Source organism: Pseudomonas cremoris (genome assembly GCF_014230465.1).
Genome location: NZ_JAAXCY010000004.1, coordinates 545,362 through 568,384 on the forward strand (window position 1 = coordinate 545,362; position 23,023 = coordinate 568,384).

The 23,023-nt window shown below is 60.5% G+C and carries 19 protein-coding genes; 11 read left to right on the forward strand and 8 right to left on the reverse strand.

The features are described from left to right. Positions 1–137 precede the first annotated feature (137 nt). From HF257_RS12520 to HF257_RS12530, 3 genes are read left to right on the forward strand one after another with little or no spacing between them, the layout of a single operon-like run. Complete coding sequence (locus HF257_RS12520) at positions 138–878, forward strand: 5-oxoprolinase subunit PxpA (protein WP_185709396.1); 741 nt, start codon at positions 138–140, stop codon at positions 876–878. Continuing rightward, positions 875–1,579, forward strand: a complete 705-nt coding sequence (gene pxpB / locus HF257_RS12525) for a 5-oxoprolinase subunit PxpB (protein ID WP_185709395.1) — start codon at positions 875–877, stop codon at positions 1,577–1,579. The genes HF257_RS12520 and pxpB overlap by 4 nt, the downstream gene beginning before the upstream one ends. Next, the gene (locus HF257_RS12530) at positions 1,576–2,484 is read left to right on the forward strand and encodes a 5-oxoprolinase subunit C family protein (RefSeq protein WP_185709394.1); all 909 of its coding nucleotides are present in this window, start codon (positions 1,576–1,578) and stop codon (positions 2,482–2,484) included. Before pxpB ends, HF257_RS12530 begins: the two co-directional genes overlap by 4 nt. A 115-nt stretch (positions 2,485–2,599) precedes the next feature. Here HF257_RS12530 and HF257_RS12535 read toward each other — a convergent pair whose 3' ends face one another. The 3 genes from HF257_RS12535 to HF257_RS12545 all read right to left on the reverse strand — a co-directional run bounded on the left by HF257_RS12535 (position 2,600) and on the right by HF257_RS12545 (position 5,917). Continuing rightward, positions 2,600–3,778 (reverse strand): vWA domain-containing protein, encoded by a 1,179-nt coding sequence (locus HF257_RS12535; RefSeq protein ID WP_185709393.1) that lies wholly within the window; start codon positions 3,776–3,778, stop codon positions 2,600–2,602. Further along, positions 3,778–4,623 (reverse strand): AAA family ATPase, encoded by an 846-nt coding sequence (locus HF257_RS12540; RefSeq protein WP_034112447.1) that lies wholly within the window; start codon positions 4,621–4,623, stop codon positions 3,778–3,780. The genes HF257_RS12535 and HF257_RS12540 overlap by 1 nt, the downstream gene beginning before the upstream one ends. A 217-nt stretch (positions 4,624–4,840) precedes the next feature. Then, a complete protein-coding gene (locus HF257_RS12545; protein WP_185709392.1) occupies positions 4,841–5,917 on the reverse strand; it encodes a DUF748 domain-containing protein in 1,077 nt (358 codons plus the stop codon). A gap of 126 nt (positions 5,918–6,043) precedes the next feature. On the opposite strand from HF257_RS12545, the gene cysK reads away from it, so the two are divergent. Then, positions 6,044–7,018, forward strand: a complete 975-nt coding sequence (cysK, locus tag HF257_RS12550; protein ID WP_185709391.1) for a cysteine synthase A — start codon at positions 6,044–6,046, stop codon at positions 7,016–7,018. Between the two features lie 109 nt (positions 7,019–7,127). Further along, positions 7,128–8,066: an aspartyl/asparaginyl beta-hydroxylase domain-containing protein gene (locus HF257_RS12555; RefSeq protein WP_185709390.1), complete on the forward strand. Its 939-nt coding sequence runs from the start codon at positions 7,128–7,130 to the stop codon at positions 8,064–8,066. Between the two features lie 128 nt (positions 8,067–8,194). On the opposite strand, the gene acnA is transcribed toward HF257_RS12555, so the two are convergent. Next, the gene (gene acnA / locus HF257_RS12560) at positions 8,195–10,936 is read right to left on the reverse strand and encodes an aconitate hydratase AcnA (RefSeq protein WP_185709389.1); all 2,742 of its coding nucleotides are present in this window, start codon (positions 10,934–10,936) and stop codon (positions 8,195–8,197) included. A gap of 196 nt (positions 10,937–11,132) precedes the next feature. Here acnA and rlmM point away from each other — a divergent pair, with 196 nt between their 5' ends. Beyond that, positions 11,133–12,209, forward strand: coding sequence for a 23S rRNA (cytidine(2498)-2'-O)-methyltransferase RlmM (gene rlmM, locus HF257_RS12565; RefSeq protein ID WP_185709388.1), 1,077 nt, complete (start codon positions 11,133–11,135; stop codon positions 12,207–12,209). Positions 12,210–12,370: 161 nt separating this feature from the next. After that, complete coding sequence (tusA, locus tag HF257_RS12570; RefSeq protein WP_185709387.1) at positions 12,371–12,622, forward strand: sulfurtransferase TusA; 252 nt, start codon at positions 12,371–12,373, stop codon at positions 12,620–12,622. On the opposite strand, the gene HF257_RS12575 is transcribed toward tusA, so the two are convergent. Further along, on the reverse strand, positions 12,619–14,013 hold the full coding sequence (locus tag HF257_RS12575; RefSeq protein WP_185709386.1) for an MATE family efflux transporter: 1,395 nt from the start codon (positions 14,011–14,013) through the stop codon (positions 12,619–12,621). The genes tusA and HF257_RS12575 overlap by 4 nt on opposite strands. Positions 14,014–14,146: 133 nt before the next feature. Between HF257_RS12575 and pdxB the strand changes: the two genes are divergently transcribed. Next, positions 14,147–15,289 (forward strand): 4-phosphoerythronate dehydrogenase PdxB, encoded by a 1,143-nt coding sequence (gene pdxB, locus HF257_RS12580; protein ID WP_185709385.1) that lies wholly within the window; start codon positions 14,147–14,149, stop codon positions 15,287–15,289. A gap of 53 nt (positions 15,290–15,342) precedes the next feature. On the opposite strand, the gene HF257_RS12585 is transcribed toward pdxB, so the two are convergent. Beyond that, the gene (locus HF257_RS12585; RefSeq protein WP_185709384.1) at positions 15,343–15,522 is read right to left on the reverse strand and encodes a PA1571 family protein; all 180 of its coding nucleotides are present in this window, start codon (positions 15,520–15,522) and stop codon (positions 15,343–15,345) included. Between the two features lie 251 nt (positions 15,523–15,773). Here HF257_RS12585 and HF257_RS12590 point away from each other — a divergent pair, with 251 nt between their 5' ends. Then, positions 15,774–17,558 carry an ABC transporter transmembrane domain-containing protein gene (locus HF257_RS12590; RefSeq protein WP_185709383.1) on the forward strand — a complete coding sequence of 595 codons (1,785 nt, stop codon included), beginning with the start codon at positions 15,774–15,776 and terminating at the stop codon, positions 17,556–17,558. A gap of 63 nt (positions 17,559–17,621) precedes the next feature. On the opposite strand, the gene HF257_RS12595 is transcribed toward HF257_RS12590, so the two are convergent. Beyond that, the gene (locus tag HF257_RS12595; RefSeq protein WP_185709382.1) at positions 17,622–19,550 is read right to left on the reverse strand and encodes a transglycosylase SLT domain-containing protein; all 1,929 of its coding nucleotides are present in this window, start codon (positions 19,548–19,550) and stop codon (positions 17,622–17,624) included. A 213-nt stretch (positions 19,551–19,763) separates the two neighbouring features. On the opposite strand from HF257_RS12595, the gene HF257_RS12600 reads away from it, so the two are divergent. Continuing rightward, entirely contained in the window at positions 19,764–21,686 is a 1,923-nt protein-coding gene (locus HF257_RS12600; RefSeq protein ID WP_185709381.1) for an ATP-binding cassette domain-containing protein, read from the forward strand. A 182-nt stretch (positions 21,687–21,868) separates the two neighbouring features. On the opposite strand, the gene HF257_RS12605 is transcribed toward HF257_RS12600, so the two are convergent. Further along, complete coding sequence (locus HF257_RS12605) at positions 21,869–22,309, reverse strand: universal stress protein (protein WP_124528029.1); 441 nt, start codon at positions 22,307–22,309, stop codon at positions 21,869–21,871. A 105-nt stretch (positions 22,310–22,414) separates the two neighbouring features. Here HF257_RS12605 and HF257_RS12610 point away from each other — a divergent pair, with 105 nt between their 5' ends. After that, complete coding sequence (locus HF257_RS12610; protein ID WP_185709380.1) at positions 22,415–22,852, forward strand: hypothetical protein; 438 nt, start codon at positions 22,415–22,417, stop codon at positions 22,850–22,852. The last annotated feature ends 171 nt before the right edge of the window (positions 22,853–23,023 follow it).

The following is a 23,023-nucleotide window of genomic DNA, read 5'->3' on the forward strand; positions in this document are numbered from 1 at the left end:
GTTGGACGCCGCAGGGTGTCGGCGCCAAAAATCGAGTTATTCCACGATAAGCGTCGTTGGGGGCTCAGGACAAGTTGCGAGTTCTGCGTAAAAAATCCCACACTACAAAAAAATAAAGCCTACAGGAGCACCCTACCGTGAGCCGCCTTCTACTGAACTGTGACATCGGCGAAAGCTTTGGCAACTGGACCATGGGCCTGGACGCCGAGGTCATGCCGTTCATTGATTGCGCCAACGTGGCCTGCGGCTTCCATGCCGGCGACCCGAGCATCATGCGCAAGACCGTCAGCCTGGCGCTCAAGCACGGCGTGCAAGTGGGCGCGCACCCGGCGTACCAGGACCTGCAAGGTTTCGGTCGCCGCTCCATGGCCTACACCTCCCAGGAAATCCAGGACCTGTTGCACTACCAGATCGGCGCCCTCGACGGTATTTGCCGCGCGCAAGGCGGCCGCGTCAGCTACGTCAAACCCCACGGCGCGATGTACAACGACATGATGGCCAACCCGGTGCAATTGCGTGCGGTGATCCAGGCCGTGGCGGCGTACGGCGACCTGCCGCTGATGCTGCTGGCCACCCGCGACAACAGCGCAGCCCAGGCGTTGGGGGATGAGTTCGGCGTGGTCCTGTGGTTCGAGGCCTTCGCTGACCGTGCCTACGACAACAAGGGCCACTTGGTCTCCCGGCAGTTGCCCGGCGCCGTGCACCATGATTCCGACACCATCGTGCAGCAAGCCCTGACCATTTCCCGTGGCGAACCGCTGATTGCCAGTGATGGCAGCCCGCTGGTCCTTCAAGCCAACACCTTATGCGTGCATGGCGACAACGCCAGTTCGGTCGCCGCCGTACAGCGTATTCGCGAGGCGTTGAAGCCCGCATGAAGCCACGGATTGAAGTCGTCGCCATCGACTGCCTGATGGTGCGTTTGTTTGATGTGATCGCCGAAGCCAATATGCCGTGGATGCTCGCTGCTACTCAGCGCTTGCGCGAAGGGTTTGGTGCTGCGCTGGTGGACCTGGTGCCGTCCTATACCACCTTGATGGTGCATTACGACCTCACTGTATTGAGCCCCGCCCAGGCGCGAGCATTGATCGAGCACGCCCTGACCGACCTGCAACCCCAGGCCCAGGGCAGTGGCCAGTGCCATGTGCTGCCGGTGTGGTACGACCTGAGCGTCGGGCCCGAACTGACCTTGCTCAGCCAGCGCAGTGGCCTGTCGGTGCACGACGTGATCCGCCATCACAGCGCCCACGAATACCAGGTATTCGCCCTCGGCTTCGCCCCCGGTTTTGCCTTTATGGGGCTGGTGGATGAAATCCTCGCCACGCCTCGCCTCAGCACACCGCGTAAACGTGTGGCAGCCGGTAGTGTTGGCATCGCCGAACGGCAGACTGCCGCTTACCCGGTGGTATCGCCGGGCGGCTGGAACCTGATCGGTCGTACCCCAGCCAAATTGTTCGACCGCAAACGCGACGGCTACAGCCTGATGCAGCCCGGCGATACGGTGCGCTTCAAGCCCGTCGATCACGCCGAATTCATCAACCTGGGTGGCGATGATACGCCGTTGGAGGCGCAGGCATGAGCCGCTTGTTGATCGAGGCCAGCACGCCGCTGTGCCTGTTGCAGGACGCCGGCCGCTTTGGCGTACGCCACCTGGGCGTGACCCAGGGCGGCGCGTTGGATTGGGTATCGATGTCGTGGGCCAACTGGCTGCTGGGCAATGCGCTCGATGCGCCAGTAGTGGAAATTACCTTGGGCGGTTTTACCGTGCAGGCCGAGGGCTATTGCCTGCTGGCCCTGGCCGGTGCGGACCTGGGCGCCTATATCGACGAGCGCGCCATCAGTCCCGGTCGCAGCTTCATTCTGCAAAAGGGCCAGCGCTTGCGTTTTACCCAGCCGTTCAACGGTGCGCGGGTTTACCTGGCTGCACCGGGCGGGTTTGATGCGCCGGATGTGCTGGGCAGTTGCGCCACCGTTGTGCGTGAGGAACTGGGCGGCGTGGATGGGTTTGGCAACGCGTTGGCCGAAGGCGAGCGCTTGGTCTATTCCGGTACGGGTGGGGCGATGAAGGTGTTGGTCGATCCAACGCTGCCGGCCAAGGCACCGTTGGATGTGATTGTCGGCGCCCAGATCGGCCAATTCAGCGGGCAGAGCCTGTTCGATGCGTTCAACACCGAATGGTCGTTGGACAGTCGCGCCGACCGCATGGGCATGCGCCTGTTGGGCACGCCGTTGCAGTACCAAGGGCCGTCGTTGATTTCCGAAGGCATCCCGCTGGGCGCGATCCAGGTACCGCCGGATGGGCAGCCGATTGTGTTGCTTAATGATCGGCAGACGATTGGCGGGTACCCGCGTTTGGGCGCGTTGACGCCGTTGTCGCTGGCGCGGCTGGCGCAGTGCTTGCCAGGGGAGAAAGTGAGGCTTGCACCGGTGGTGCAGGAGACGGCGCACCAGCAGCACCTTAACTTTTTGCAGCGCTTTAAATAACACTGCAATTCAAAAATGTGGGAGCGGGCTTGCTCGCGAATTCGGTTTGTCAGTCACGGTTGTGTTTACTGAACCACATTTGCGAGCAAGCCCGCTCCCACATTTGGATCTCCATTTATTTGGAAAGAAAGCGCATTCCTTCTTCCAGCCCGCGAAGCGTCAGCGGATACATCTGGTCTTCCACCAACTCCCGCACAATCCCCGTCGACGCCGTGTAGCCCCACGTGTCCTTCGGGTACGGGTTAATCCAGATCAGCTTCTTGTATTTGGCCATGAAGCGCTGCATCCACACGTACCCCGGCTCTTCGTTCCAGTGCTCGACACTGCCGCCGGCCTGGGTAATCTCATACGGCGCCATCGACGCATCGCCGATAAAGATCACTTTGTAATCCGCGCCGTACTTGTGCAGCAGGTCTTGAGTAGAGGTGCGTTCCGACGTGCGGCGCTGGTTGTTCTTCCACACCGATTCGTACACGAAGTTGTGGAAGTAGAAGTACTCCAGGTGCTTGAACTCGGTCTTGCAGGCCGAGAACAGTTCCTCGCAGATCTTCACGTGGGCATCCATCGACCCGCCGATATCGAACAACAGCAGCAGCTTGATGGTGTTACGTCGCTCCGGACGCATCTGGATATTCAGCAAGCCGGCGTCGCGGGCGGTGTGGTCGATGGTGCCATCAATGTCCAGCTCTTCCGCCGCCCCTTGGCGCGCAAACTTGCGCAGGCGGCGCAGGGCGACCTTGATGTTGCGCGTGCCCAGTTCCACTTGGTCGTCGAGGTTCTTGTACTCGCGCTGGTCCCAGACCTTAACCGCCTTGCCCTGCCGCTTGCCGGCGTCGCCGACGCGAATGCCTTCCGGGTTATAACCGCCGGAGCCGAACGGGCTGGTGCCGCCGGTACCGATCCATTTGTTGCCGCCGGCGTGGCGTTCCTTTTGTTCTTCCAGGCGCTTCTTGAATTCCTCGATCAGCTTGTCGAGGCCGCCGAGGGACTGGATCTGCGCACGTTCTTCATCGCTCAGCGAGCGCTCGAACTCCTTGCGCAGCCACTCTTCGGGGATCAACGCCTGCAGGTGATCGTCGAGCTTTTCCAGACCGTTGAAATACGCGCCGAAAGCCCGGTCGAATTTGTCGAAATGGCGCTCGTCCTTCACCAGGATCGCCCGGGCCAAGTAGTAGAACTCGTCCATGTCGGCGAAGGTCACGCGCATTTTCAACGCGTTGATCAGGTCCAGCAGCTCGCGCACCGACACCGGCACCTTGGCGGCGCGCATCTCATTGAACAGGTTGAGCAACATTAGCGGTTACCGCGACGGCTCATGAACGCCAGACGCTCCAGCAACTGCACGTCTTGCTCGTTCTTCACCAAGGCACCGGCCAACGGCGGGATCGCCTTGGTCGGGTCGCGTTCGCGCAGCACGGCTTCGCCGATGTTGTCGGCCATCAGCAGCTTGAGCCAGTCCACCAGTTCGGAGGTGGAGGGCTTTTTCTTCAGGCCCGGCACTTTGCGCACGTCGAAAAACACGTCCAGCGCTTCGCTGACCAGGTCTTTCTTAATGTCGGGGTAGTGCACATCCACGATCTTTTGCAGGGTGGTGCGGTCGGGGAAGGCGATGTAGTGGAAGAAGCAGCGGCGCAGGAACGCGTCTGGCAGCTCTTTTTCATTGTTGGAGGTAATGATGATGATCGGGCGTTTCTTGGCCTTGATGGTCTCGTCGATTTCGTAGACGTAGAACTCCATCTTGTCGAGTTCTTGCAGCAGGTCGTTGGGGAACTCGATGTCGGCCTTGTCGATTTCATCGATCAGCAGGATCACCCGCTCATCGGACTCGAAGGCCTCCCAGAGCTTGCCCTTTTTCAGGTAATTGCGCACGTCGTGCACCTTGTCCACACCCAACTGCGAGTCGCGTAGGCGGCTCACCGCGTCGTACTCGTACAAACCCTGATGGGCCTTGGTGGTGGACTTGATGTGCCAGGTGATCAGCTTGGCACCGAAGGATTCGGCCAATTGCTCGGCCAGCATGGTCTTGCCGGTGCCGGGCTCGCCCTTGACCAGCAGCGGCCGCTCCAGGGTGATGGCGGCGTTGACGGCCAGTTTCAGGTCATCGGTAGCCACATAGGCCTGGGTGCCTTCGAACTTCATCGGTGTTTCCTCGCATTCATCAATGCCCGGACTATACCGCGCAGCCCCGGCGACTGTGAACGCAGACGGGTTATTCAGTCTCTGAATGGGCGGTCACGGCACACCTTGAATGTGTACGCGGGCTTATGTGGGAGCGGGCTTGCTCGCGAATGCAGTGGTTCAGTCTACATTTGCGCTGACCGACACTCCGTCTTCGCGAGCAAGCCCGCTCCCACATTTAGTCGGTGCTCGGTTTGGGCTGTTCGTAGCGTGCGGTGAAGGCCTGGATGAAGCCGTTGCGCAAAATCGCCAAAAACGCGGAGAACGCGCTGGCATTTTGCTGATGCACGCTGCCGCTGAGCTCTACACGGGTGGCGAATTGGTTCTTTTGCTGATTTTTCAGCACGGTTTCACTGGCACCGACCACCGCCTCCCAAATCGAGCGGAAGATGTTCTTGTCTTTGTTTTCAACGTCCTGCTTCCAGTCGAACACTTCCACGTCCCGCAGCAGGGGCTTGATATAACCGGTGAGTTGGCCTTTTTCGGCTTGGGCTTCGATGACCACGTCGCCGGTGCCGGCCTTGAAGTCGAACTTGCCGTAGGCCGAGGCGAAGTCGTTCATGCGTTTGAGTTGCAGGTCCTTGGCGCGGAAGCGGAACTCGAAGTTCTCGAAATTGCTCAGCGGGTCAAAGGTGGCGGTGGCTTCCAATGGCGCCTGGCCTTGCAGCAGCGCCTTGCCTTCGAAGCGGGCGTCGCGCTTGCCTTTGACGTCGACCACGTTGGTCAGGTTGTAGAAGCTGGCATTGACCTGGGTGGCGTTGATGTTCACCGGTGGCTTGGAACTGAAGTTGCGAAAGGCGATCTTGCCGTCTTCGATGCGCACTTCATCGAGGGTGATCGGCAGCAGTTTGCCCAATTGGGCGCGCCAGTCGGTGCCTTTACCGGTCTGGGAGGCCTGCTTGTTGGCGCCGCCGTCGACGAAGTTCACCTCGGGGTTGATAAAACGCACCCTGGCCACCACCGCGTGGTCGTTGATCAGCGAGGGCCAACTCACCGCCAGGTCGATCAGCGGCGCCTTGACGAACGGTACCGGCACCTTGCCGTCGACCTTGGTGATCTCCAGGCCGTTGATCCTGTACGCGCCGCGCCACAGGGCCACGTCCACATCGGAGACCTGGCCGCGGTAGTCGCCCATGTCGGCAAGCTTGTCATTCAGGTAGTTACGCACCAGATAGGGCAGGGCGAGGTCCAGGACGACCAGCACCACCACCAGCCCGGCGACGATCCATAGCAGCCAGCTGTAGCGACGTTTCATTGGGTTGTTCTCCCGTGCATGTAGGAGATGGACTCTTGTGGGCGGCGCAACGTTCCTCTGACTGGACGCGTTGCAACACGAGGCATACCCTTGTGGCCTTCCTGAAATCGCCAAATAGGACCCGTCATGAGCCGTATCTTTGCAGACAACGCGCACTCCATCGGTAATACGCCCCTGGTTCAGATCAACCGTATCGCACCGCGTGGCGTGACCATCCTGGCCAAGATCGAAGGGCGTAACCCAGGCTACTCGGTGAAGTGCCGCATTGGCGCCAACATGATCTGGGACGCGGAAAGCACCGGCAAACTCAAGCCGGGCATGACCATTGTAGAACCGACGTCGGGTAACACCGGGATCGGCCTGGCGTTTGTTGCCGCTGCCCGTGGCTACAAGTTGCTGCTGACCATGCCGGCGTCCATGAGCATCGAGCGTCGTAAGGTTCTCAAGGCCTTGGGCGCGGAACTGGTACTGACCGAGCCAGCCAAGGGTATGAAGGGCGCCATCGAGAAGGCAGGTGAAATCGTTGCCAGCGACCCGGCCCAGTACTTTATGCCGGGCCAGTTCGAAAACCCGGCCAACCCGGCGATCCACGAAAAAACCACCGGCCCGGAAATCTGGAACGACACCGATGGCGCAATTGACGTGCTGGTGGCGGGCGTAGGCACCGGTGGCACCATTACCGGTGTATCGCGCTATATCAAGAACATTGCAGGCAAACCGATTCTGTCGGTGGCCGTCGAGCCGATTGTGTCGCCGGTGATTACCCAGGCGCTGGCCGGTGATGAGATCAAGCCCAGCCCCCACAAGATCCAAGGCATCGGCGCCGGTTTTGTGCCAAAGAACCTCGACCTGTCGATGGTTGACCGGGTGGAGCTGGCGAGCGATGAAGAGTCCAAGGCCATGGCCCTGCGCCTGATGCAGGAAGAGGGGATTCTGTGCGGTATCTCCTGCGGCGCGGCGATGGCCGTGGCGGTGCGTCTGGCCGAGAAACCGGAGATGCAGGGCAAGACCATCGTGGTGATCCTGCCGGACTCAGGTGAGCGTTACCTGTCGAGCATGCTGTTCAGCGATTTGTTTACCGAGCAAGAAAACCAGGCTTGATTTGAGTCAGCGCCGATAACCCGGGCCTTCTGCATACTGGCCCAACTGTTTATCATGGCCGGCTGCTATGTCTGCTGTTGGCTAGGCGCTTATTTTCAGGAGTTGCTGCATGACCTTTTCTTTGGCCGCCAAACTGTCGGTGCTGGCGTTATTTATAGGCAGCACGCTGTATGTGCACCTGCGCGGCAAGGCCCGTTTGCCGCTGTTGCGCCAGTTTGTCAACCATTCGGCGCTGTTCGCCCCGTATAACGCCTTGATGTACCTGTTTTCGGCGGTGCCGTCCAAGCCGTATCTGGATCGCAGCAAATTCCCGGAATTGGACGTGCTCAAGGACAACTGGGAAGTGATCCGCGAAGAGGCGATGCACCTGTTCGACGAGGGTTACATTCGCGCTGCCGAAAAGAACAACGACGCCGGCTTCGGTTCGTTCTTCAAGAAGGGCTGGAAGCGTTTCTACCTCAAGTGGTACGACAAACCGTTGCCATCGGCCGAGGCGCTGTGCCCGAAAACCGTGGCCCTGGTCAGCAGCATTCCCAACGTGAAAGGCGCGATGTTCGCGCTGTTGCCAGGTGGCAGCCACCTGAACCCGCACCGCGACCCTTTCGCCGGTTCCCTGCGTTATCACCTGGGGTTGTCCACGCCAAATTCCGACGACTGCCGCATCTTCGTTGACGGTCAGGTCTACGCCTGGCGCGACGGTGAAGACGTGATGTTCGACGAAACCTACGTGCATTGGGTGAAAAACGAGACCGAACAGACCCGCGTGATCCTGTTCTGCGACATCGAACGGCCGTTGAGCAATGGCCTGATGACCCGCGTCAACCGTTGGGTCAGCAAGCAGCTTGGTCGTGCGACTGCACCACAGAACCTGGATGACGAGCGTGTAGGCGGGATCAACCAGGCGTATGCCTGGAGCAAAACCTTCAGCGACAAGTTCAGTGGGGTGGTGAAGCAGTGGAAGCGTAAGCATCCCAAGGCTTACCGCATTGCGCGGCCAGTGTTGGCAGTGGTTGTGCTGGTGCTGCTGTGGAAGTGGTTGTTCGGCTAATTTGAAACACAATCAAAAAATGTGGGAGCGGGCTTGCTCGCGAAAGCGGAGTGTCAGTTGATACATACTTGACTGATCCACCGCATTCGCGAGCAAGCCCGCTCCCACATTTGGTTTTGCAGTGTTGCTTAGGAGGCGATCAACTGGCGCAGCACGTAGTGCAAGATACCGCCCGCCTTGAAGTACTCCACTTCATTCAGCGTATCGATCCGGCACAACACCTCGACCTTCTCCGTACTGCCATCCTCCCGCGTAATCACCAGTGTCAGGTTCATCCGAGGCACGATCTCGACGCCGGTCAGCCCCAGGATATCGATCTTCTCCTTGCCTGTGAGCTTGAGTGTCTTGCGGTTCTGGTCCAGCTTGAACTGCAACGGCAACACACCCATGCCCACCAGGTTGGAGCGGTGGATGCGTTCGAAACTCTCGGCGATCACCGCTTTCACTCCCAGCAAGTTGGTGCCTTTGGCCGCCCAGTCGCGGCTTGAACCCGTACCGTATTCCTGGCCCGCGATCACCACCAGCGGCGTGCCCGAGGCCTGGTATTTCATCGACGCATCGTAGATCGCCATTTTCTCGCCGGTTGGGATATACAGCGTGTTCCCGCCTTCCTCGCCGCCGAGCATTTCATTGCGGATACGGATATTGGCAAACGTGCCGCGCATCATCACTTCATGGTTACCCCGGCGTGAGCCGTAGGAGTTGAAGTCGCGTGGCTCCACGCCTTGTTCGCGCAGGTAACGTCCGGCGGGGCTGTCGGCCTTGATATTCCCGGCCGGGGAGATGTGGTCGGTGGTCACCGAATCGCCCAGCAGGGCCAGTACGTTGGCGCCCCGGACGTCTTTGATCACCGGCAAAGGCCCGGCGATATCGTCAAAGAACGGTGGGTGCTGGATGTAGGTGGAGTCCTTCTGCCACACGTAGGTCGCGGCTTGCGGCACTTCGATGGCCTGCCATTGCTCATCACCGGCAAACACCTCGGCGTATTCCTTGTGGAACATGCCGGTGCTGACCTGTGCCACGGCGTCGGCAATCTCCTGGCTGCTGGGCCAGATGTCCTTGAGGTACACCGGCTTGCCGTCCTGATCGCTACCCAGCGGCTCGCTGCTGATATCAATGCGCACGGTGCCGGCCAGCGCATAGGCCACCACCAGCGGCGGCGAGGCCAGCCAGTTGGTTTTTACCAGCGGGTGCACGCGACCTTCGAAGTTGCGGTTGCCGGACAGCACCGAAGCCACGGCGAGGTCGGCTTTCTGGATGGCCTTTTCAATCGGCTCGGGTAACGGACCGGAGTTGCCGATGCAGGTGGTGCAGCCATAACCCACCAGGTCGAAGCCGAGCTTGTCGAGGTACTGGGTGAGCCCCGCCGCCTTGTAGTAGTCGGTGACCACTTTGGAGCCAGGGGCCAGCGAGGTTTTTACCCAGGGTTTGCGCGTCAGGCCTTTTTCCACGGCTTTTTTCGCCACGAGACCGGCGGCCATCATCACGCTGGGGTTGGAAGTGTTGGTGCAGGAGGTGATCGCGGCGATCACCACGGCGCCGTTTTTCAGGCGATAGGTGTGGCCGTCGTATTCATAGTCGGTTTCGCCCACCAAATCAGCATTGCCCACAGCAACACCGCCACCGCCTTCGCTTTCCAGGCGGCCTTCTTCCTTGTTGGTGGGTTTGAACTGCAGGTCGAGGAAATCGCTGAACGCCTGGCCGACATTCGGCAATGCCACGCGGTCCTGCGGGCGCTTCGGCCCGGCGAGGCTGGCTTCGACGCTGCCCATGTCGAGTGCCAGGCTGTCGGTGAACACCGGTTCCTGGCCCGCGTTGCGCCACAAGCCCTGGGCTTTGGTGTAAGCCTCCACCAACTTCACGGTTTCTGCCGGACGACCGGACAGGCGCAGGTAGTCCAGCGTCACTTCATCCACCGGGAAAAAGCCGCAGGTGGCGCCATATTCCGGGGCCATGTTGGCGATGGTGGCGCGGTCCGCCAGGGGCAGGTCGGCCAAGCCGTCGCCGTAGAATTCGACGAACTTACCCACCACGCCTTTTTTGCGCAGCATCTGGGTCACGGTCAGCACCAGGTCGGTGGCGGTGATGCCTTCCTTCAATTTGCCGGTGAGCTTGAAGCCGATCACTTCCGGGATCAGCATCGACACTGGCTGGCCGAGCATCGCCGCTTCCGCTTCGATCCCGCCCACGCCCCAGCCGAGGACGCCGAGGCCGTTGATCATGGTGGTGTGGGAGTCGGTGCCCACCAAGGTGTCGGGGAACGCGTAGGTGCGACCGTCTTCGTCCTTGGTCCACACGGTGCGACCCAGGTATTCGAGGTTGACCTGGTGGCAGATGCCGGTGCCCGGTGGCACTACGCTAAAGTTGTCGAAGGCGCTTTGGCCCCAGCGCAGGAAGGCGTAGCGCTCGCCGTTGCGCTGCATTTCAATGTCGACGTTCTGCTCGAACGCGTCAGCGTTGCCGAACTTGTCGACCATCACTGAGTGGTCGATCACCAGGTCCACCGGCGACAGCGGGTTGATGCGCTGCGGGTCGCCACCGGCCTTGGCCACGGCGGCGCGCATGGCGGCCAGGTCGACCACGGCGGGCACGCCGGTAAAGTCCTGCATCAGCACGCGGGCGGGGCGGTATTGGATCTCGCGGTCGGACTGGCGCTCTTTGAGCCAGGCGGCAATGGCCTTGAGGTCGGCGCCGGTGACGGTCTTGTTGTCTTCCCAGCGCAGCAGGTTTTCCAGCAGCACCTTGAGGGACATTGGCAGCTTGTCCAGGTCGCCCAGGCTCTTGGCAGCTTCGGGCAGGCTGAAGTAGTGGTAGGTTTTACTGTCTATTTCAAGGGTCTTAAGGGTTCTCAGGCTATCAAGCGATGACATGACGCGACTCCTTATGGTCCGCACGGCTACGGACCTGACGGGACGAACAGAGCTATCACGTTAGCCCTGTTTTCATTAGCAGGCTAATAACTGGACTCTATGGTTAAGTCCAAGGTTCCGAACTCAGCTATCATGCGCGCGTTTTCATGACAGACATTGCGATAGCGCAACATCTGTCGAGTCACCAGGAGAGTTGATGAACACCCTTTTTATGCACTGCCGCCCGGGGTTTGAAGGCGAAGTCTGTTCCGAGATCGCGGAACACGCCGCGCGCCTGAACGTTTCTGGCTACGCCAAGGCCAAGACCGGCAGCGCCTGCGCCGAATTTGTCTGCACCGAAGAAGACGGCGCCCAGCGCCTGATGCACGGCCAGCGCTTTGCCGAGCTCATCTTCCCAAGGCAGTGGGCGCGCGGGGTTTTTATCGACCTGCCGGAAACCGACCGTATCAGCGTCATCCTTGCCCACCTGCAAGGCTTCCCGGTGTGCGGTAGCCTGTGGCTGGAGATGGTCGACACCAATGATGGCAAAGAGCTTTCAAACTTCTGCAAGAAATTCGAAGTGCACCTGCGCAAGGCGTTGTTGAACGCCGGCAAGCTGGTGGACGATCCGAGCAAGCCGCGCCTGCTGCTGACCTTCAAGAGTGGTCGCGAAGTGTTCATGGGCTTGGCCGAGTCGAACAACTCGGCGATGTGGCCGATGGGAATTCCGCGCTTGAAATTCCCGCGTGAGGCACCGAGCCGCTCGACCCTCAAGCTGGAAGAGGCCTGGCATCACTTCATCCCTCGCGACCAATGGGACGAACGCCTACATGGCGACATGACCGGCGTAGATCTCGGCGCAGCCCCCGGCGGCTGGACCTGGCAACTGGTCAACCGTGGCATGTTGGTGACCGCCATCGACAACGGACCCATGGCCGAAAGCTTGATGGACACCGGCCTGGTGCAACACTTGATGGCCGACGGTTTTACCTTCGTGCCCAAGCAGCCGGTGGACTGGATGGTGTGTGACATCGTCGAGAAACCTGCGCGCAATGCCGCACTACTGGAAACCTGGATCGGTGAAGGGCATTGCCGCGAGGCGGTGGTGAACTTGAAGTTGCCGATGAAACAGCGATATGCCGAGGTGAAGCGTTTGCTGGAGCGCATCGAGGAGGGCTTCAAGGCGCGGGGCATTCGGGTGGAAATTGGCTGCAAGCAGCTGTACCACGACCGTGAGGAAGTGACCTGCCATTTGCGACGGCTGGAAACGGCCAAGAAACCCAAGAACCGCTGAATAGTTAAAGTGACCACAAAACCCCCTGTGGGAGCGGGCTTGCTCGCGAAAGCGGCGGTTCAGTCAAGTCTCAGTGACTGGCACACCGCATTCGCGAGCAAGCCCGCTCCCACACAAGCCCGCTCCCACAGTTCGAGCGGTGCCCGTTTCAGGAGTGATGCATGAACCAGTCCCTCGATTTGCCTGTAGACGCTGTGCTCGACGCCACCGGCCTCAACTGCCCCGAGCCGGTGATGATGCTGCACCAGCACATTCGTGACCTGCCGCCAGGCGGCTTGCTCAAGGTGATCGCGACCGACCCGTCCACCCGTCGCGATATTCCCAAGTTTTGCGTCTTCCTGGACCACGAACTGGTGGATCAGCAGGAACAGGCCGGCACTTACCTGTACTGGATTCGCAAAAAGTCTGCCTAACCCAGCGCCTTGGCTGCACGGATGTAACGGCGTGCACTGCGCGCCAGGCGCACCAGCAGCATCCCCGCTGCGCAACTCAGGCCCACGATCAGCCCTTGCCACAAACCGCTTGGGCCGCTGGGTTCGCCGAACCAGTCGGTCAGCCCCAGCGCGTAACCTACCGGTAGCCCCACGCCCCAGTAGGCAAACAGCGTCAGCACCATGGTTACCCGAGTGTCCTGATAGCCCCGCAATGCACCGGCAGCCGTGACCTGGATCGAATCGGAAAACTGGAACAGCGCGGAAAACACGATCAACGTCGAGGCCAGGTGAATCACCACCGGGTCCGGGGTGTAGATCGCCGCAATCTGCTCGCGAAACACCAGCATCAGGCTGCACGACAGGCAGGCGTACGCCAACGCCGTGCCCATGCCGATCCCTGCCGCGAAGCGCGCTTCACGCGGCTCGCCACGGCCCAGGGCCTGGCCCACGCGTACAGTGACGGCCATGCTTAGGGAGTAGGGAATCATGAACACCAGGGAGCTGACGTTCAGGGCGATCTGATGCCCCGACACCACCGTGGCCCCCAGGCTGCCGATCAGCAGGGCGATCACCGCGAAGATGCTCGACTCGGCAAAGATCGCGATGCCAATGGGCAGGCCGATGCTCAACACGCGCTTGATCACCGCCCATTGCGGCCAGTCGAAACGCTTGAACAGTTCGCTGCTCTGGTAAGCCGGGCCAAAACGCGTCCAGCCGGCCAGGCCGAGCATCATCACCCACATCGCAATGGCCGTGGCCCAGCCACAGCCGACGCCGCCCATGGCCGGCACGCCCAGGTGGCCATAGATGAAGATGTAGTTCAGCGGAATATTCAGCGCCAGGCCACACAGGCCCATGACCATGCTCGGCCGGGTGCGGCCCAGGCCATCACTGAAGCAGCGCAACACGTAATAGAAGGCGATGGCCGGCATGCCGGCGGCGATCCCGTGCAGGTAGCCCATGGAGGGCTTGATCAAGTCGGCCTCAACCTTCATCGCGTGCAAAATAGGCTCGGCGCACAACAGCGACAAGGCGGCTGTGATCCCCACCACCAAGGCCAGCCACAGTGACTGACGCACCAACGGCCCGATCTCACTGAACTGGCCGGCGCCGAAACGCTGGGCGACTTTTGGCGTCGTTGCCAACAACGTGCCGGTCATCAGCAGATACACCGGAATCCAGATCGAATTGCCCAGGCCCACCGCCGCCAGATCCTGCGGGCTGACTCGCCCGGCCATCACCGCGTCGACAAAGCTCATGGCAGTGGTGGCCAGTTGGCCGATCATGATCGGCAGGGCGAGTGTCAGCAGGTCGCGCACTTCCCGGCTGATGCGGGCAGGGCGGGTGAGGAGGGCGGCGGCAGTGTTCACGTACGGGTGTCCAGGAATAAGGGGGAAGCGCAAGGACGGCGGATTCTACGCCTTGACACACTGGTCAGGAAAAAACCTGTGTTAGCGATTTGTAAGCGCCCTGTACACTGCGGGTCCGCCAAAGGAGCCTGCCATGCTGATTGTTGCCGACGAAAATATTCCGCTGCTCGACGCCTTCTTCGAAGGGTTTGGCGAGATTCGCCGCGTGCCCGGCCGTTCCATCGACCGTGCCACCGTCGAGCAGGCCGATGTCTTGCTGGTGCGCTCGGTGACCAACGTCAACCGTGCCTTGTTGGAGGGCACCCCGGTGCGTTTTGTCGGCACCTGCACCATTGGCACCGATCACCTGGACCTCGATTATTTCAAGCAGGCCGGTATCCAGTGGTCCAGCGCACCAGGCTGCAATGCCCGTGGCGTCGTGGACTACGTGTTGGGCAGCCTGCAGACCCTGGCCGAAATCGAAGGGGCCGACCTCAATCAACGTACCTACGGCGTAGTGGGTGCTGGTGAAGTGGGCGGGCGACTGGTCAAGGTACTCAAGGGCCTGGGCTGGAACGTGCTGGTCTGCGACCCGCCGCGGCAGATCGCCGAGGACGGTGATTACGTCAGCCTGGAACAGATCATCGAGCAGTGTGATGTGATCAGCCTGCACACGCCGCTGACCAAGTCCGGCAACGGCTCTACCTGGCACTTGTTCGACCGCCAGCGCCTCAACCAGCTCAAGCCTGGTACTTGGCTGATCAATGCCAGCCGTGGCGCGGTGGTGGATAACGCGGCCCTGCGCGAAGTGCTACTGGAGCGCGAGGACCTGCAAGCCGTGTTGGATGTCTGGGAAGGCGAGCCGCAAGTGGACGTCGATCTCGCCGACCTATGCGTGCTGGCCACGCCGCATATCGCCGGCTACAGCCTGGAAGGCCGCCAGCGCGGTACGGCGCAGATCTATCAGGCGTTCTGTGCGCACCTGGGCCAGGCGCCAAGTATTCAGTTGAGTGAGCTGCTGCCGCCGTCGTGGCTGGCCGAGGTGCACTTGAACGCTGAGACTGATCCGGCTTGGGCGTTGGCAACCCTGTGCCGCAGCGTGTACGACCCGCGTCGGGACGATGCGGATTTCCGTCGTAGCCTTGTAGGTACAGTGGAAGAGCAACGTAAAGCCTTTGACCTGCTGCGCAAGCATTACCCCGCGCGCCGCGAGATTGATGGCTTGAAGGTGCGCATCAACGGGGGATCAGCGGCGCTGTCGCAGATCGTCTCGGCGCTGGGTGCCAACGCCCTTTAAACGCCCATAAAAAACCCGGCCACCAGGGCCGGGTTTGAAAGAGCGTGGGCGCTTCAGCCTTGCTGTGCAGGCTTGACCAGTCGCTGTTCCAGCTCGCGGCACGCTTGCTGGATCATGTCCTCAGTGATAGGCACTTCACGGCCTTGAGCGTCGATAATCGAGCAACCCAGGTGTGCCTGACGTTCTTTGCGGACGACTTCTACTTTGTCAGTGCTGCTAGTGTGCAAGGTCATGGCCTGTCTCCTCATCAGGTTGTGTACCTACTCTAATACCCCCGCGTGACTGAGCTGTTACAACTCCATACACGATCAGCGGTTCGAATACTCAGTCCACCAGAAACCGATACAAATTTCCAGCCAGGCATTAGACCGATAGCCTCTAGGCATCAGCATCGGCGGGCATAATTAACCTGACTCATTGCCATTACGAAAGTTGTTATTTAGCGAAGTTCCCCCCATGTAGGTGTACAGGTTCCTCATCGGTGATGCCCTCCATGTTCTCAGTCCGTCAACGCCGTGCCATTCGCCTGGCCAGCCGTTTTATTGCGCCCTACCGCTGGCAGGCGCTCGGCGCCTTGTTGGCGCTTATCGTGACCGCAGGCATCACCTTGTCCATGGGGCAGGGTATTCGCTTGCTGGTGGACCAGGGCTTCATGACCCAGTCGCCGCACCTGCTCAACCAGTCCATCGGTTTGTTCATGTTGTTGGTGCTGGGCTTGGCCGTGGGCACGTTTGCGCGGTTCTACCTGGTGTCGTGGATCGGCGAGCGCGTCGTGGCCGATATCCGCCGACAAGTATTCAACCACCTGATCTACCTGCACCCTGGTTTCTACGAGAACAACCGCAGCTCGGAAATCCAGTCGCGGCTGACCACCGACACCACCTTGCTGCAATCGGTAATTGGCTCCTCGCTGTCATTGTTCCTGCGCAATGCCTTGATGGTGCTGGGCGGTATCGTGCTGCTATTTGTCACTAACCCCAAGCTCACCAGCATCGTGGTGGTGGCGCTGCCGTTGGTGCTGGCGCCGATCCTGATCTTCGGTCGGCGTGTACGCAGTTTGTCGCGCCAGAGCCAGGACCGGATTGCCGATGTGGGCAGCTACGTGTCCGAGACTCTCGGCCAGATCAAGACGGTGCAGGCCTACAACCATCAGGTGCAGGATGAGCAGCGCTTCGCCGTGACCGTGGAAGAGGCGTTCACCACTGCGCGTAAACGCATCGTCCAGCGTGCCTGGCTGATTACCCTGGTAATCATGCTGGTGCTGGGTGCCGTGGGCGTGATGTTGTGGGTCGGCGGCATGGACGTGATCGGCGGGCGCATTTCCGGCGGTGAGCTGGCGGCATTTGTGTTCTACAGCCTGATCGTCGGCAGCGCCGTCGGCACCTTGAGCGAAGTGCTGGGTGAGTTGCAGCGTGCCGCCGGCGCCGCCGAGCGCATCGGTGAATTGTTGCAGTCGAGCAACGAGATCAAGGCGCCCGCTGACGGCACCGTTCAATTGCCCGAGCGGGCCAGCGGTCGCATGGAACTGCAAGATGTGCGTTTTTCCTACCCGTCACGGCCCTACAGCTACGCCATCGATGGCTTGAACCTGACCATCAATCCCGGCGAAACCCTGGCGCTGGTCGGCCCTTCCGGTGCCGGCAAGTCGACGATCTTCGACCTGTTGCTACGTTTTTATGACCCACAACAAGGCCGCATCCTACTCGAAGGCCACCCGCTGACCGAGCTCGACCCCATGGACCTGCGGCGTCACTTTGCCCTGGTATCCCAGAGCCCCGCGCTCTTCTTCGGCAGCGTCGAAGAAAATATCCGCTACGGCAACCCGACAGCCACCACGGAGCAGGTCGAGGCCGCTGCACGCATCGCCCACGCCCACGACTTCATCCTGCAGATGCCCAACGGCTACCAGACCCACCTCGGCGACGGTGGCATGGGCCTTTCCGGCGGCCAGCGCCAACGCCTGGCTATCGCCCGCGCGTTGCTAGTGGATGCGCCGATATTGTTGCTGGACGAGGCCACCAGCGCCCTGGATGCCCAGAGCGAACACCTGATCCAGCAAGCGCTGCCGCAATTGATGCAGGGCCGCACCACGCTGGTGATCGCCCATCGTTTGGCGACGGTGAAGAATGCAGACCGCATTGCGGTGATGGACCAGGGCAAGCTGGTGGCGGTGGGCACGCATCAGCAACTGATTGCGAGCAATCCGTTGTATGCGCGGTTGGCGGCGTTGCAGTTCAATGATGGGGTGGAGGAACGCGTTTCGCACTGAGTCATCGTCCATAAAAAATGCCCGCATTTTTCAATGCGGGCATTTTCATTGCTGCGTCACGCCTTACTGATCATCAAAATAGCGCTCATGCCAATCCACCAGCGGCTGTGGCGAATTGAGCTTCTGCCCGTAGATCACCGAATAAGACAGCACGTTCTGCACGTACTGACGGGTTTCGTCGAATGGGATGCTTTCCACCCACACGTCGAAACTCAGGTGATCGGCACCGCGCAGCCATTGGCGCACGCGACCAGGGCCGGCGTTATAGGCGGCGGAGGCAAGCACGCGGTTACCGTTGAACTGGCTGTGTACCTGGCTCAGGTACGCGGCGCCGAGCTGGATGTTTTTGTCCGGGTCCAGCACCTGGGCCGGGGAGGCCAGGGGGATGCTGAACTTGCGCGCGGTTTCCTTGGCGGTGCCAGGCATCAACTGCATCAAGCCGCTGGCGCCGACGCCGGAGCGGGCGTCATCCATGAAGGCGCTTTCCTGGCGAGTAATGGCAAACACCCAGCTTGAGTGCAGGCCACGTACCTTGGCTTCACGCACCAGTGTGTCGCGGTGGGCCATTGGGAAGCGGATATCCAGGTCATCCCAATACTGCGCCTGGCTGATGGTGCGAATAGCCGGGAAGTACCACTTCATGTCATAGGCCAGCTTGGCCTGGGCAACCATTTCATCGCGGTTGAAATGACGGCTGACGTGGTACCACTCGCGGCGGCCATCGACGATCTGGCCACGGGCGTAGAACTCCAGGGCACGGCGCACGCCCGGCGTGTTGCGCACCTTGTTCATCAGTGCCTGGCTCATCACCAGCGGTCGGTTGGTCAGTTGGTACGGTGACTTGGAGCGATCAGCGGCGAGGAACCCGTAGAAGTCGCGTTCCTTGGCCACGTTTTTGTAAAGCACCAAGGCCTGTGGGTTTTTCGGTTCGGCCAGTTCCAGGCTGCGGGCCTGCCAGTAACGCCAGCGGTTGGTGGTCGCCAAGTCCTGTGGGAGCTTGCGGGTGAGCTGGTAGGCATCTTCCCAACGCGCCAGGCGCAAGAGCAAGCGCAGGCGCCATTCGGACACGGTGTTGTCACGCAGCTCCGGGTCGTACTTGGTCATCACGTCCAAGGCCCGCGGGTCATAGCGACGGGCCAGGGTCAGGCCGATTTCCCGGGCGATCGACACTTTTTCGTCACGGGAGAAGTGCATGCTGCTGGCGTAGCCGTCGAGCAGGGCCATGGCCTTGTCCGGGTCTTGGCGTGCCAGGCGGCGTAGGCCCAGGCCCACGGCGTCAGACATGGCTTCGTTGGCCGGCAAGAAGCGCGACGGGTCGCCGAGCATGTCGGGCTTTTGCGCCACGTCCACCATCAGGCGGCCTTGAGCGCCGAGGGTGGGCAGGGTTTTCACCAGGCTGTTGGCCAGCGCGTAGTTGCGCGCTTCGGCGGCGAGCTTGGCGCGGTCCCAGATCTTCTGTTCGGTGAGCTGGCCGTCGGCGGCCCACTGGCCAAAGGTGGCATCGCAGGCGGACGGCTGCGATTTACCGGTAAGCCACAGCTTCTCGGTGGTCTTGTAGCCTTCGGCTTTCAGATTATGGGTGAGCTGGTATTGGCCATGCAGGCAGTCCAGTTCTACGAAATTGAGCTTGGGGTCGTAGTACTTTTCAAAGGTCTGCCAATCGCCACGGTCGGCGAGCCAGCGCAACCAGCGCAATTTCATCCAGTTGGCTTGGGGCAGGTCACCGTTTTTGGCGAGGAATTGTTCGATCTCCTCGTTGCTCGCGGTTTTCAGGCGCGCGGTCAGCTCGTCGTAGGCCAGGTACGGCGTCAGCGGATAATCGGCCAGGGCCTGGCTGTATTGCATGTACGGTCCGCTATCGCCTTTGGCCAGGGCGCGTTTGGTTTCATCGTAATACTGGCGTTGGGTGGTGAGGTCCACGGCCTGGGCGGATTGAACGGCGGTGGCGGAAAGAAGCAGACAAGATAAAAAGTTGAAAAGGCGGCTGCGCATGAGACGTCCGTGCAGAGAAATCACGAATAGCGTCGGCACTGCCGACACTGATTGCTCCTAGCTTAGCCTTTTGCCCAACACCTACGAAAGCTTTGCCGGCCGGTTCGTTCAGGTTCGGCGCAAATGTCCTACAGAACGTGTCGGCAGCGAAAATGCCAGCCGCATCCCACCCTCAACTCAGGTAGAATGCGCGCCCAGTTTTTGGAGAAGCGTATGACCCTGCTCAAATTCAGCGATGTGTCCCTTGCTTTCGGCGCTATGCCGTTGTTGGACAAGGTGTCCTGGCAGATCGCCCGTGGTGAGCGGGTGTGCATCATCGGCCGCAACGGCACCGGCAAGTCCAGCATGATGAAGCTGGTTAAAGGCGACCAGAAGCCCGATGACGGCTCTGTTTGGCGCGCACCAGGCCTCAAGATTGGCGAATTGCCGCAAGAATTGCCGGTGGCCGACGGACGGACAGTATTCGACGTGGTTGCCGAAGGCCTTGATGGCGTGGGCGCCTTGCTCGCCGAGTACCATCACCTGGCGCAGAACTGCGTTACCGAGGAAGACCTGGACAAGCTGATGCACGTCCAGCAAGACCTCGAAGCCCGTGACGGCTGGCGCTTGCAGCAACTGGTCGACAGCACCCTGAGCCGCCTGCAACTGCCAGCCGACAAGACCCTCGCCGAGTTGTCCGGCGGCTGGCGTCGTCGTGTGCTGCTGGCCCAGGCGCTGGTATCCGAGCCGGACCTGCTGCTGCTCGACGAGCCTACCAACCACCTGGATATCGGCGCCATTGCCTGGCTTGAAGAAGCCCTCAAGGATTTCCAGGGCGCCGTGCTGTTCATCACGCACGACCGTTCTTTCCTGCAGAACCTGGCCACGCGCATCCTTGAACTGGACCGTGGCGGCCTGATCGACTGGAATGGCGACTACGCCAGCTTCCTGGTGCACAAGGAAGCCACGCTGGCAGCCGAAGAAACCGCCAACGCACTGTTCGACAAGAAGCTGGCCCAGGAAGAAGTCTGGATTCGCCAGGGCATCAAGGCACGGCGTACCCGTAACGAAGGCCGCGTGCGTGCCCTGAAGGCCCTGCGCGTTGAGCGCAGCGAGCGTCGTGAGCGCACCGGCAAGGCCAATATCCAGTTGGACACCGCCGACAAGTCGGGCAAGCAAGTGATGGTGCTGGAGAACGTCAGCTTCCATCACCCGGAAGGCCCGTTCCTGATCAAGGACTTCTCGATGGTCTTGCAGCGCGGCGACCGTATCGGCCTGCTCGGCGCCAACGGTACCGGAAAGACCACTTTGCTCAAGCTGATGCTCAACGGTTTGCAACCGACCAGCGGCACAGTGGAAGAGGGCACACGCATCGACGTGGCCTACTTCGACCAGTTGCGGCACCAGTTGGACCTGGAAAAAACCGTGATCGACAACGTCGCTGAAGGCCGCGACTTTATCGATATCGACGGCCAGAGCCGCCACGTGCTTAGCTACCTGGGCGACTTCCTGTTCAGCCCGCAACGTGCGCGTACCCCGGTGAAAGCCTTGTCCGGTGGCGAGCGGGCGCGCCTGCTGTTGGCCAAGTTGTTCAGTAAGCCAGCCAACTTGCTGGTGCTCGACGAGCCGACCAACGACCTGGACGTAGAAACCCTCGAGCTGCTGGAAGAGGTCCTGTTGACCTTCAATGGCACCGTATTGATGGTGAGCCACGACCGGGCATTCCTCGACAACGTAGTGACCAGCACCCTGGTCTTCGAGGGTGAAGGCAAGGTACGCGAGTACGTCGGTGGTTATCAGGACTGGCTGCGCCAGGGCGGCTCGCCGCGCTTGCTGGGCGTGACCGAGAGCAAGTCTGGCAAGGCCGACTTGAACTCGGCGGTGGTGGCACCGGTGGCCGTTGCTGCTGCGCCTGCCCCGGAAGCTGCACCTGCAGGCAAGAAAAAGCTCAGCTACAAGCTGCAGCGTGAGCTGGAAGCCTTGCCGGGTGACATCGACGCCAAGGAGCAACAGATTGCCGCAGTTGAAGCGGAAATGGCTGACGGCGGGTTTTACCTGCGGCCTGCGGCAGAAACCGCCAAGGTCATTGCTTCTCTGGAGACGTTGAATCAGGAATTGGAAGTGCTGGTGGAGCGTTGGGCTGAGCTGGATGCTTGATTGATCCATAGCTAATAAAAAGCCCGGCGTTCATCTGCATGAACGCCGGGCTTTTCGTATGCAATGCGATCCAAATGTGGGAGCGGGCTTGCTCGCGAATGCGGTTTGTCAGTTGATACATTTGGCGACTGACACACCGCATTCGCGAGCAAGCCCGCTCCCACATTCGATCTGCGTTGGTCTTAAGGTGCTTTGACCAGCTTAACCGCCAGCACATCACACGGCGCACCGTGCAGCACATCATTGGCGGTAGAGCCCAGCAACAATGCCAAACCGTGACGGCCATGGCTGCCGACCACGATCAGGTCGCAAGCCTTTTCCTTGGCCAGATGGTGGATTTCCTGGCGCGGTTGGCCGTAGGTCAGGTGGCAGTCTTCCTTTTTCAAATGCGGGTATTTGAGAATCAAACGATCAAGGCGCTCCTTGGCCTGGTCGAATTGTTGTTGCTGCAACTGGGAAAGGTCCATCGGCACGTCACCCCCAAAGGCCATGGCCATGGGCTCGACGATATGCACCAGCGATAATATGGCGCCATTGGCCAATGCAGATTCCTGCGCGCGCTTGATCACCGGATCGCACTCTTCGGTCAGATCGACGGCGACCAGAATATGTTGGTAGGGCATGAGGCGTTCCTCCAGGGGACTGCAATAAATTCAGTATGGCTGCTTTCAAGCGGATGGGGTTGCGTCAGATCAAATCCGCTCATCTAGAAATTCGGGAGTACACATATGACGGTCTGGATAGTGGTGTCAATCCTTGTGGTGGTGCTGAGCCCTCTGGCATGGCTGCGCCCGTCGCGTCATCAGAGCGGGCGCATGGCCCTGCGCATGGAGGCGCGCCGCATCGGCCTGGCCATGCAGTTGGCGCCTCAGGAGTGGCCGCACTGGCTTAAACAAGAGCCGCCAAGCCCGTGTGCGCAATACTGTCGACCACGGCGCGGCAGCGTGCCGGCTATCTGGAGTTACTGGCAGTTGGAGCGTGGGGTTTGGGTCAATCAGTGGCGTGAGGTGTGCGTTGATGAGAAGTTGTTGCCGCATTTTGCGACGCTGCCGGACAACGTCTACAAGGTCGAAGCTGACAAGCAGATGATTGCCCTCTATTGGGGCGAGAAGGGCGAAGCGAGTGATTTGCAAGTCATCGACAACTTGCTCAAGGCCTTGGCTTAAGCCCAACCTTGTAGAAACAGCAGGCAATAAAAAGCCCGACATCATCATCGGGCTGGAGTTGGCCAGGCAGGCCGGTAAATCTGTGTTTCCCGCGTCGGATGTTCATCCAGGCGCTTTGTGGTTGCGGCTAGCCTAGTCGGATATCACGCTCTGTACAGTCTTTTCCCACAA

Excerpts from the sequence above, each read along its gene's own strand:
- HF257_RS12585 (WP_185709384.1), bottom strand. The coding sequence starts at position 15,522 with ATGACCTTGCACACTAGCAGCACTGACAAAGTAGAAGTCGTCCGCAAA.
- HF257_RS12595 (WP_185709382.1), bottom strand. The coding sequence starts at position 19,550 with ATGCGCAGCCGCCTTTTCAACTTTTTATCTTGTCTGCTTCTTTCCGCC.
- cysK (WP_185709391.1), top strand. The coding sequence starts at position 6,044 with ATGAGCCGTATCTTTGCAGACAACGCGCACTCCATCGGTAATACGCCC.
- acnA (WP_185709389.1), bottom strand. The coding sequence starts at position 10,936 with ATGTCATCGCTTGATAGCCTGAGAACCCTTAAGACCCTTGAAATAGAC.
- HF257_RS12535 (WP_185709393.1), bottom strand. The coding sequence starts at position 3,778 with ATGTTGCTCAACCTGTTCAATGAGATGCGCGCCGCCAAGGTGCCGGTG.
- pdxB (WP_185709385.1), top strand. The coding sequence starts at position 14,147 with ATGCTGATTGTTGCCGACGAAAATATTCCGCTGCTCGACGCCTTCTTC.
- HF257_RS12540 (WP_034112447.1), bottom strand. The coding sequence starts at position 4,623 with ATGAAGTTCGAAGGCACCCAGGCCTATGTGGCTACCGATGACCTGAAA.
- HF257_RS12600 (WP_185709381.1), top strand. The coding sequence starts at position 19,764 with ATGACCCTGCTCAAATTCAGCGATGTGTCCCTTGCTTTCGGCGCTATG.
- tusA (WP_185709387.1), top strand. The coding sequence starts at position 12,371 with ATGAACCAGTCCCTCGATTTGCCTGTAGACGCTGTGCTCGACGCCACC.
- HF257_RS12590 (WP_185709383.1), top strand. The coding sequence starts at position 15,774 with ATGCCCTCCATGTTCTCAGTCCGTCAACGCCGTGCCATTCGCCTGGCC.
- HF257_RS12545 (WP_185709392.1), bottom strand. The coding sequence starts at position 5,917 with ATGAAACGTCGCTACAGCTGGCTGCTATGGATCGTCGCCGGGCTGGTG.
- pxpB (WP_185709395.1), top strand. The coding sequence starts at position 875 with ATGAAGCCACGGATTGAAGTCGTCGCCATCGACTGCCTGATGGTGCGT.
- HF257_RS12530 (WP_185709394.1), top strand. The coding sequence starts at position 1,576 with ATGAGCCGCTTGTTGATCGAGGCCAGCACGCCGCTGTGCCTGTTGCAG.
- HF257_RS12605 (WP_124528029.1), bottom strand. The coding sequence starts at position 22,309 with ATGCCCTACCAACATATTCTGGTCGCCGTCGATCTGACCGAAGAGTGC.
- rlmM (WP_185709388.1), top strand. The coding sequence starts at position 11,133 with ATGAACACCCTTTTTATGCACTGCCGCCCGGGGTTTGAAGGCGAAGTC.
- HF257_RS12555 (WP_185709390.1), top strand. The coding sequence starts at position 7,128 with ATGACCTTTTCTTTGGCCGCCAAACTGTCGGTGCTGGCGTTATTTATA.
- HF257_RS12610 (WP_185709380.1), top strand. The coding sequence starts at position 22,415 with ATGACGGTCTGGATAGTGGTGTCAATCCTTGTGGTGGTGCTGAGCCCT.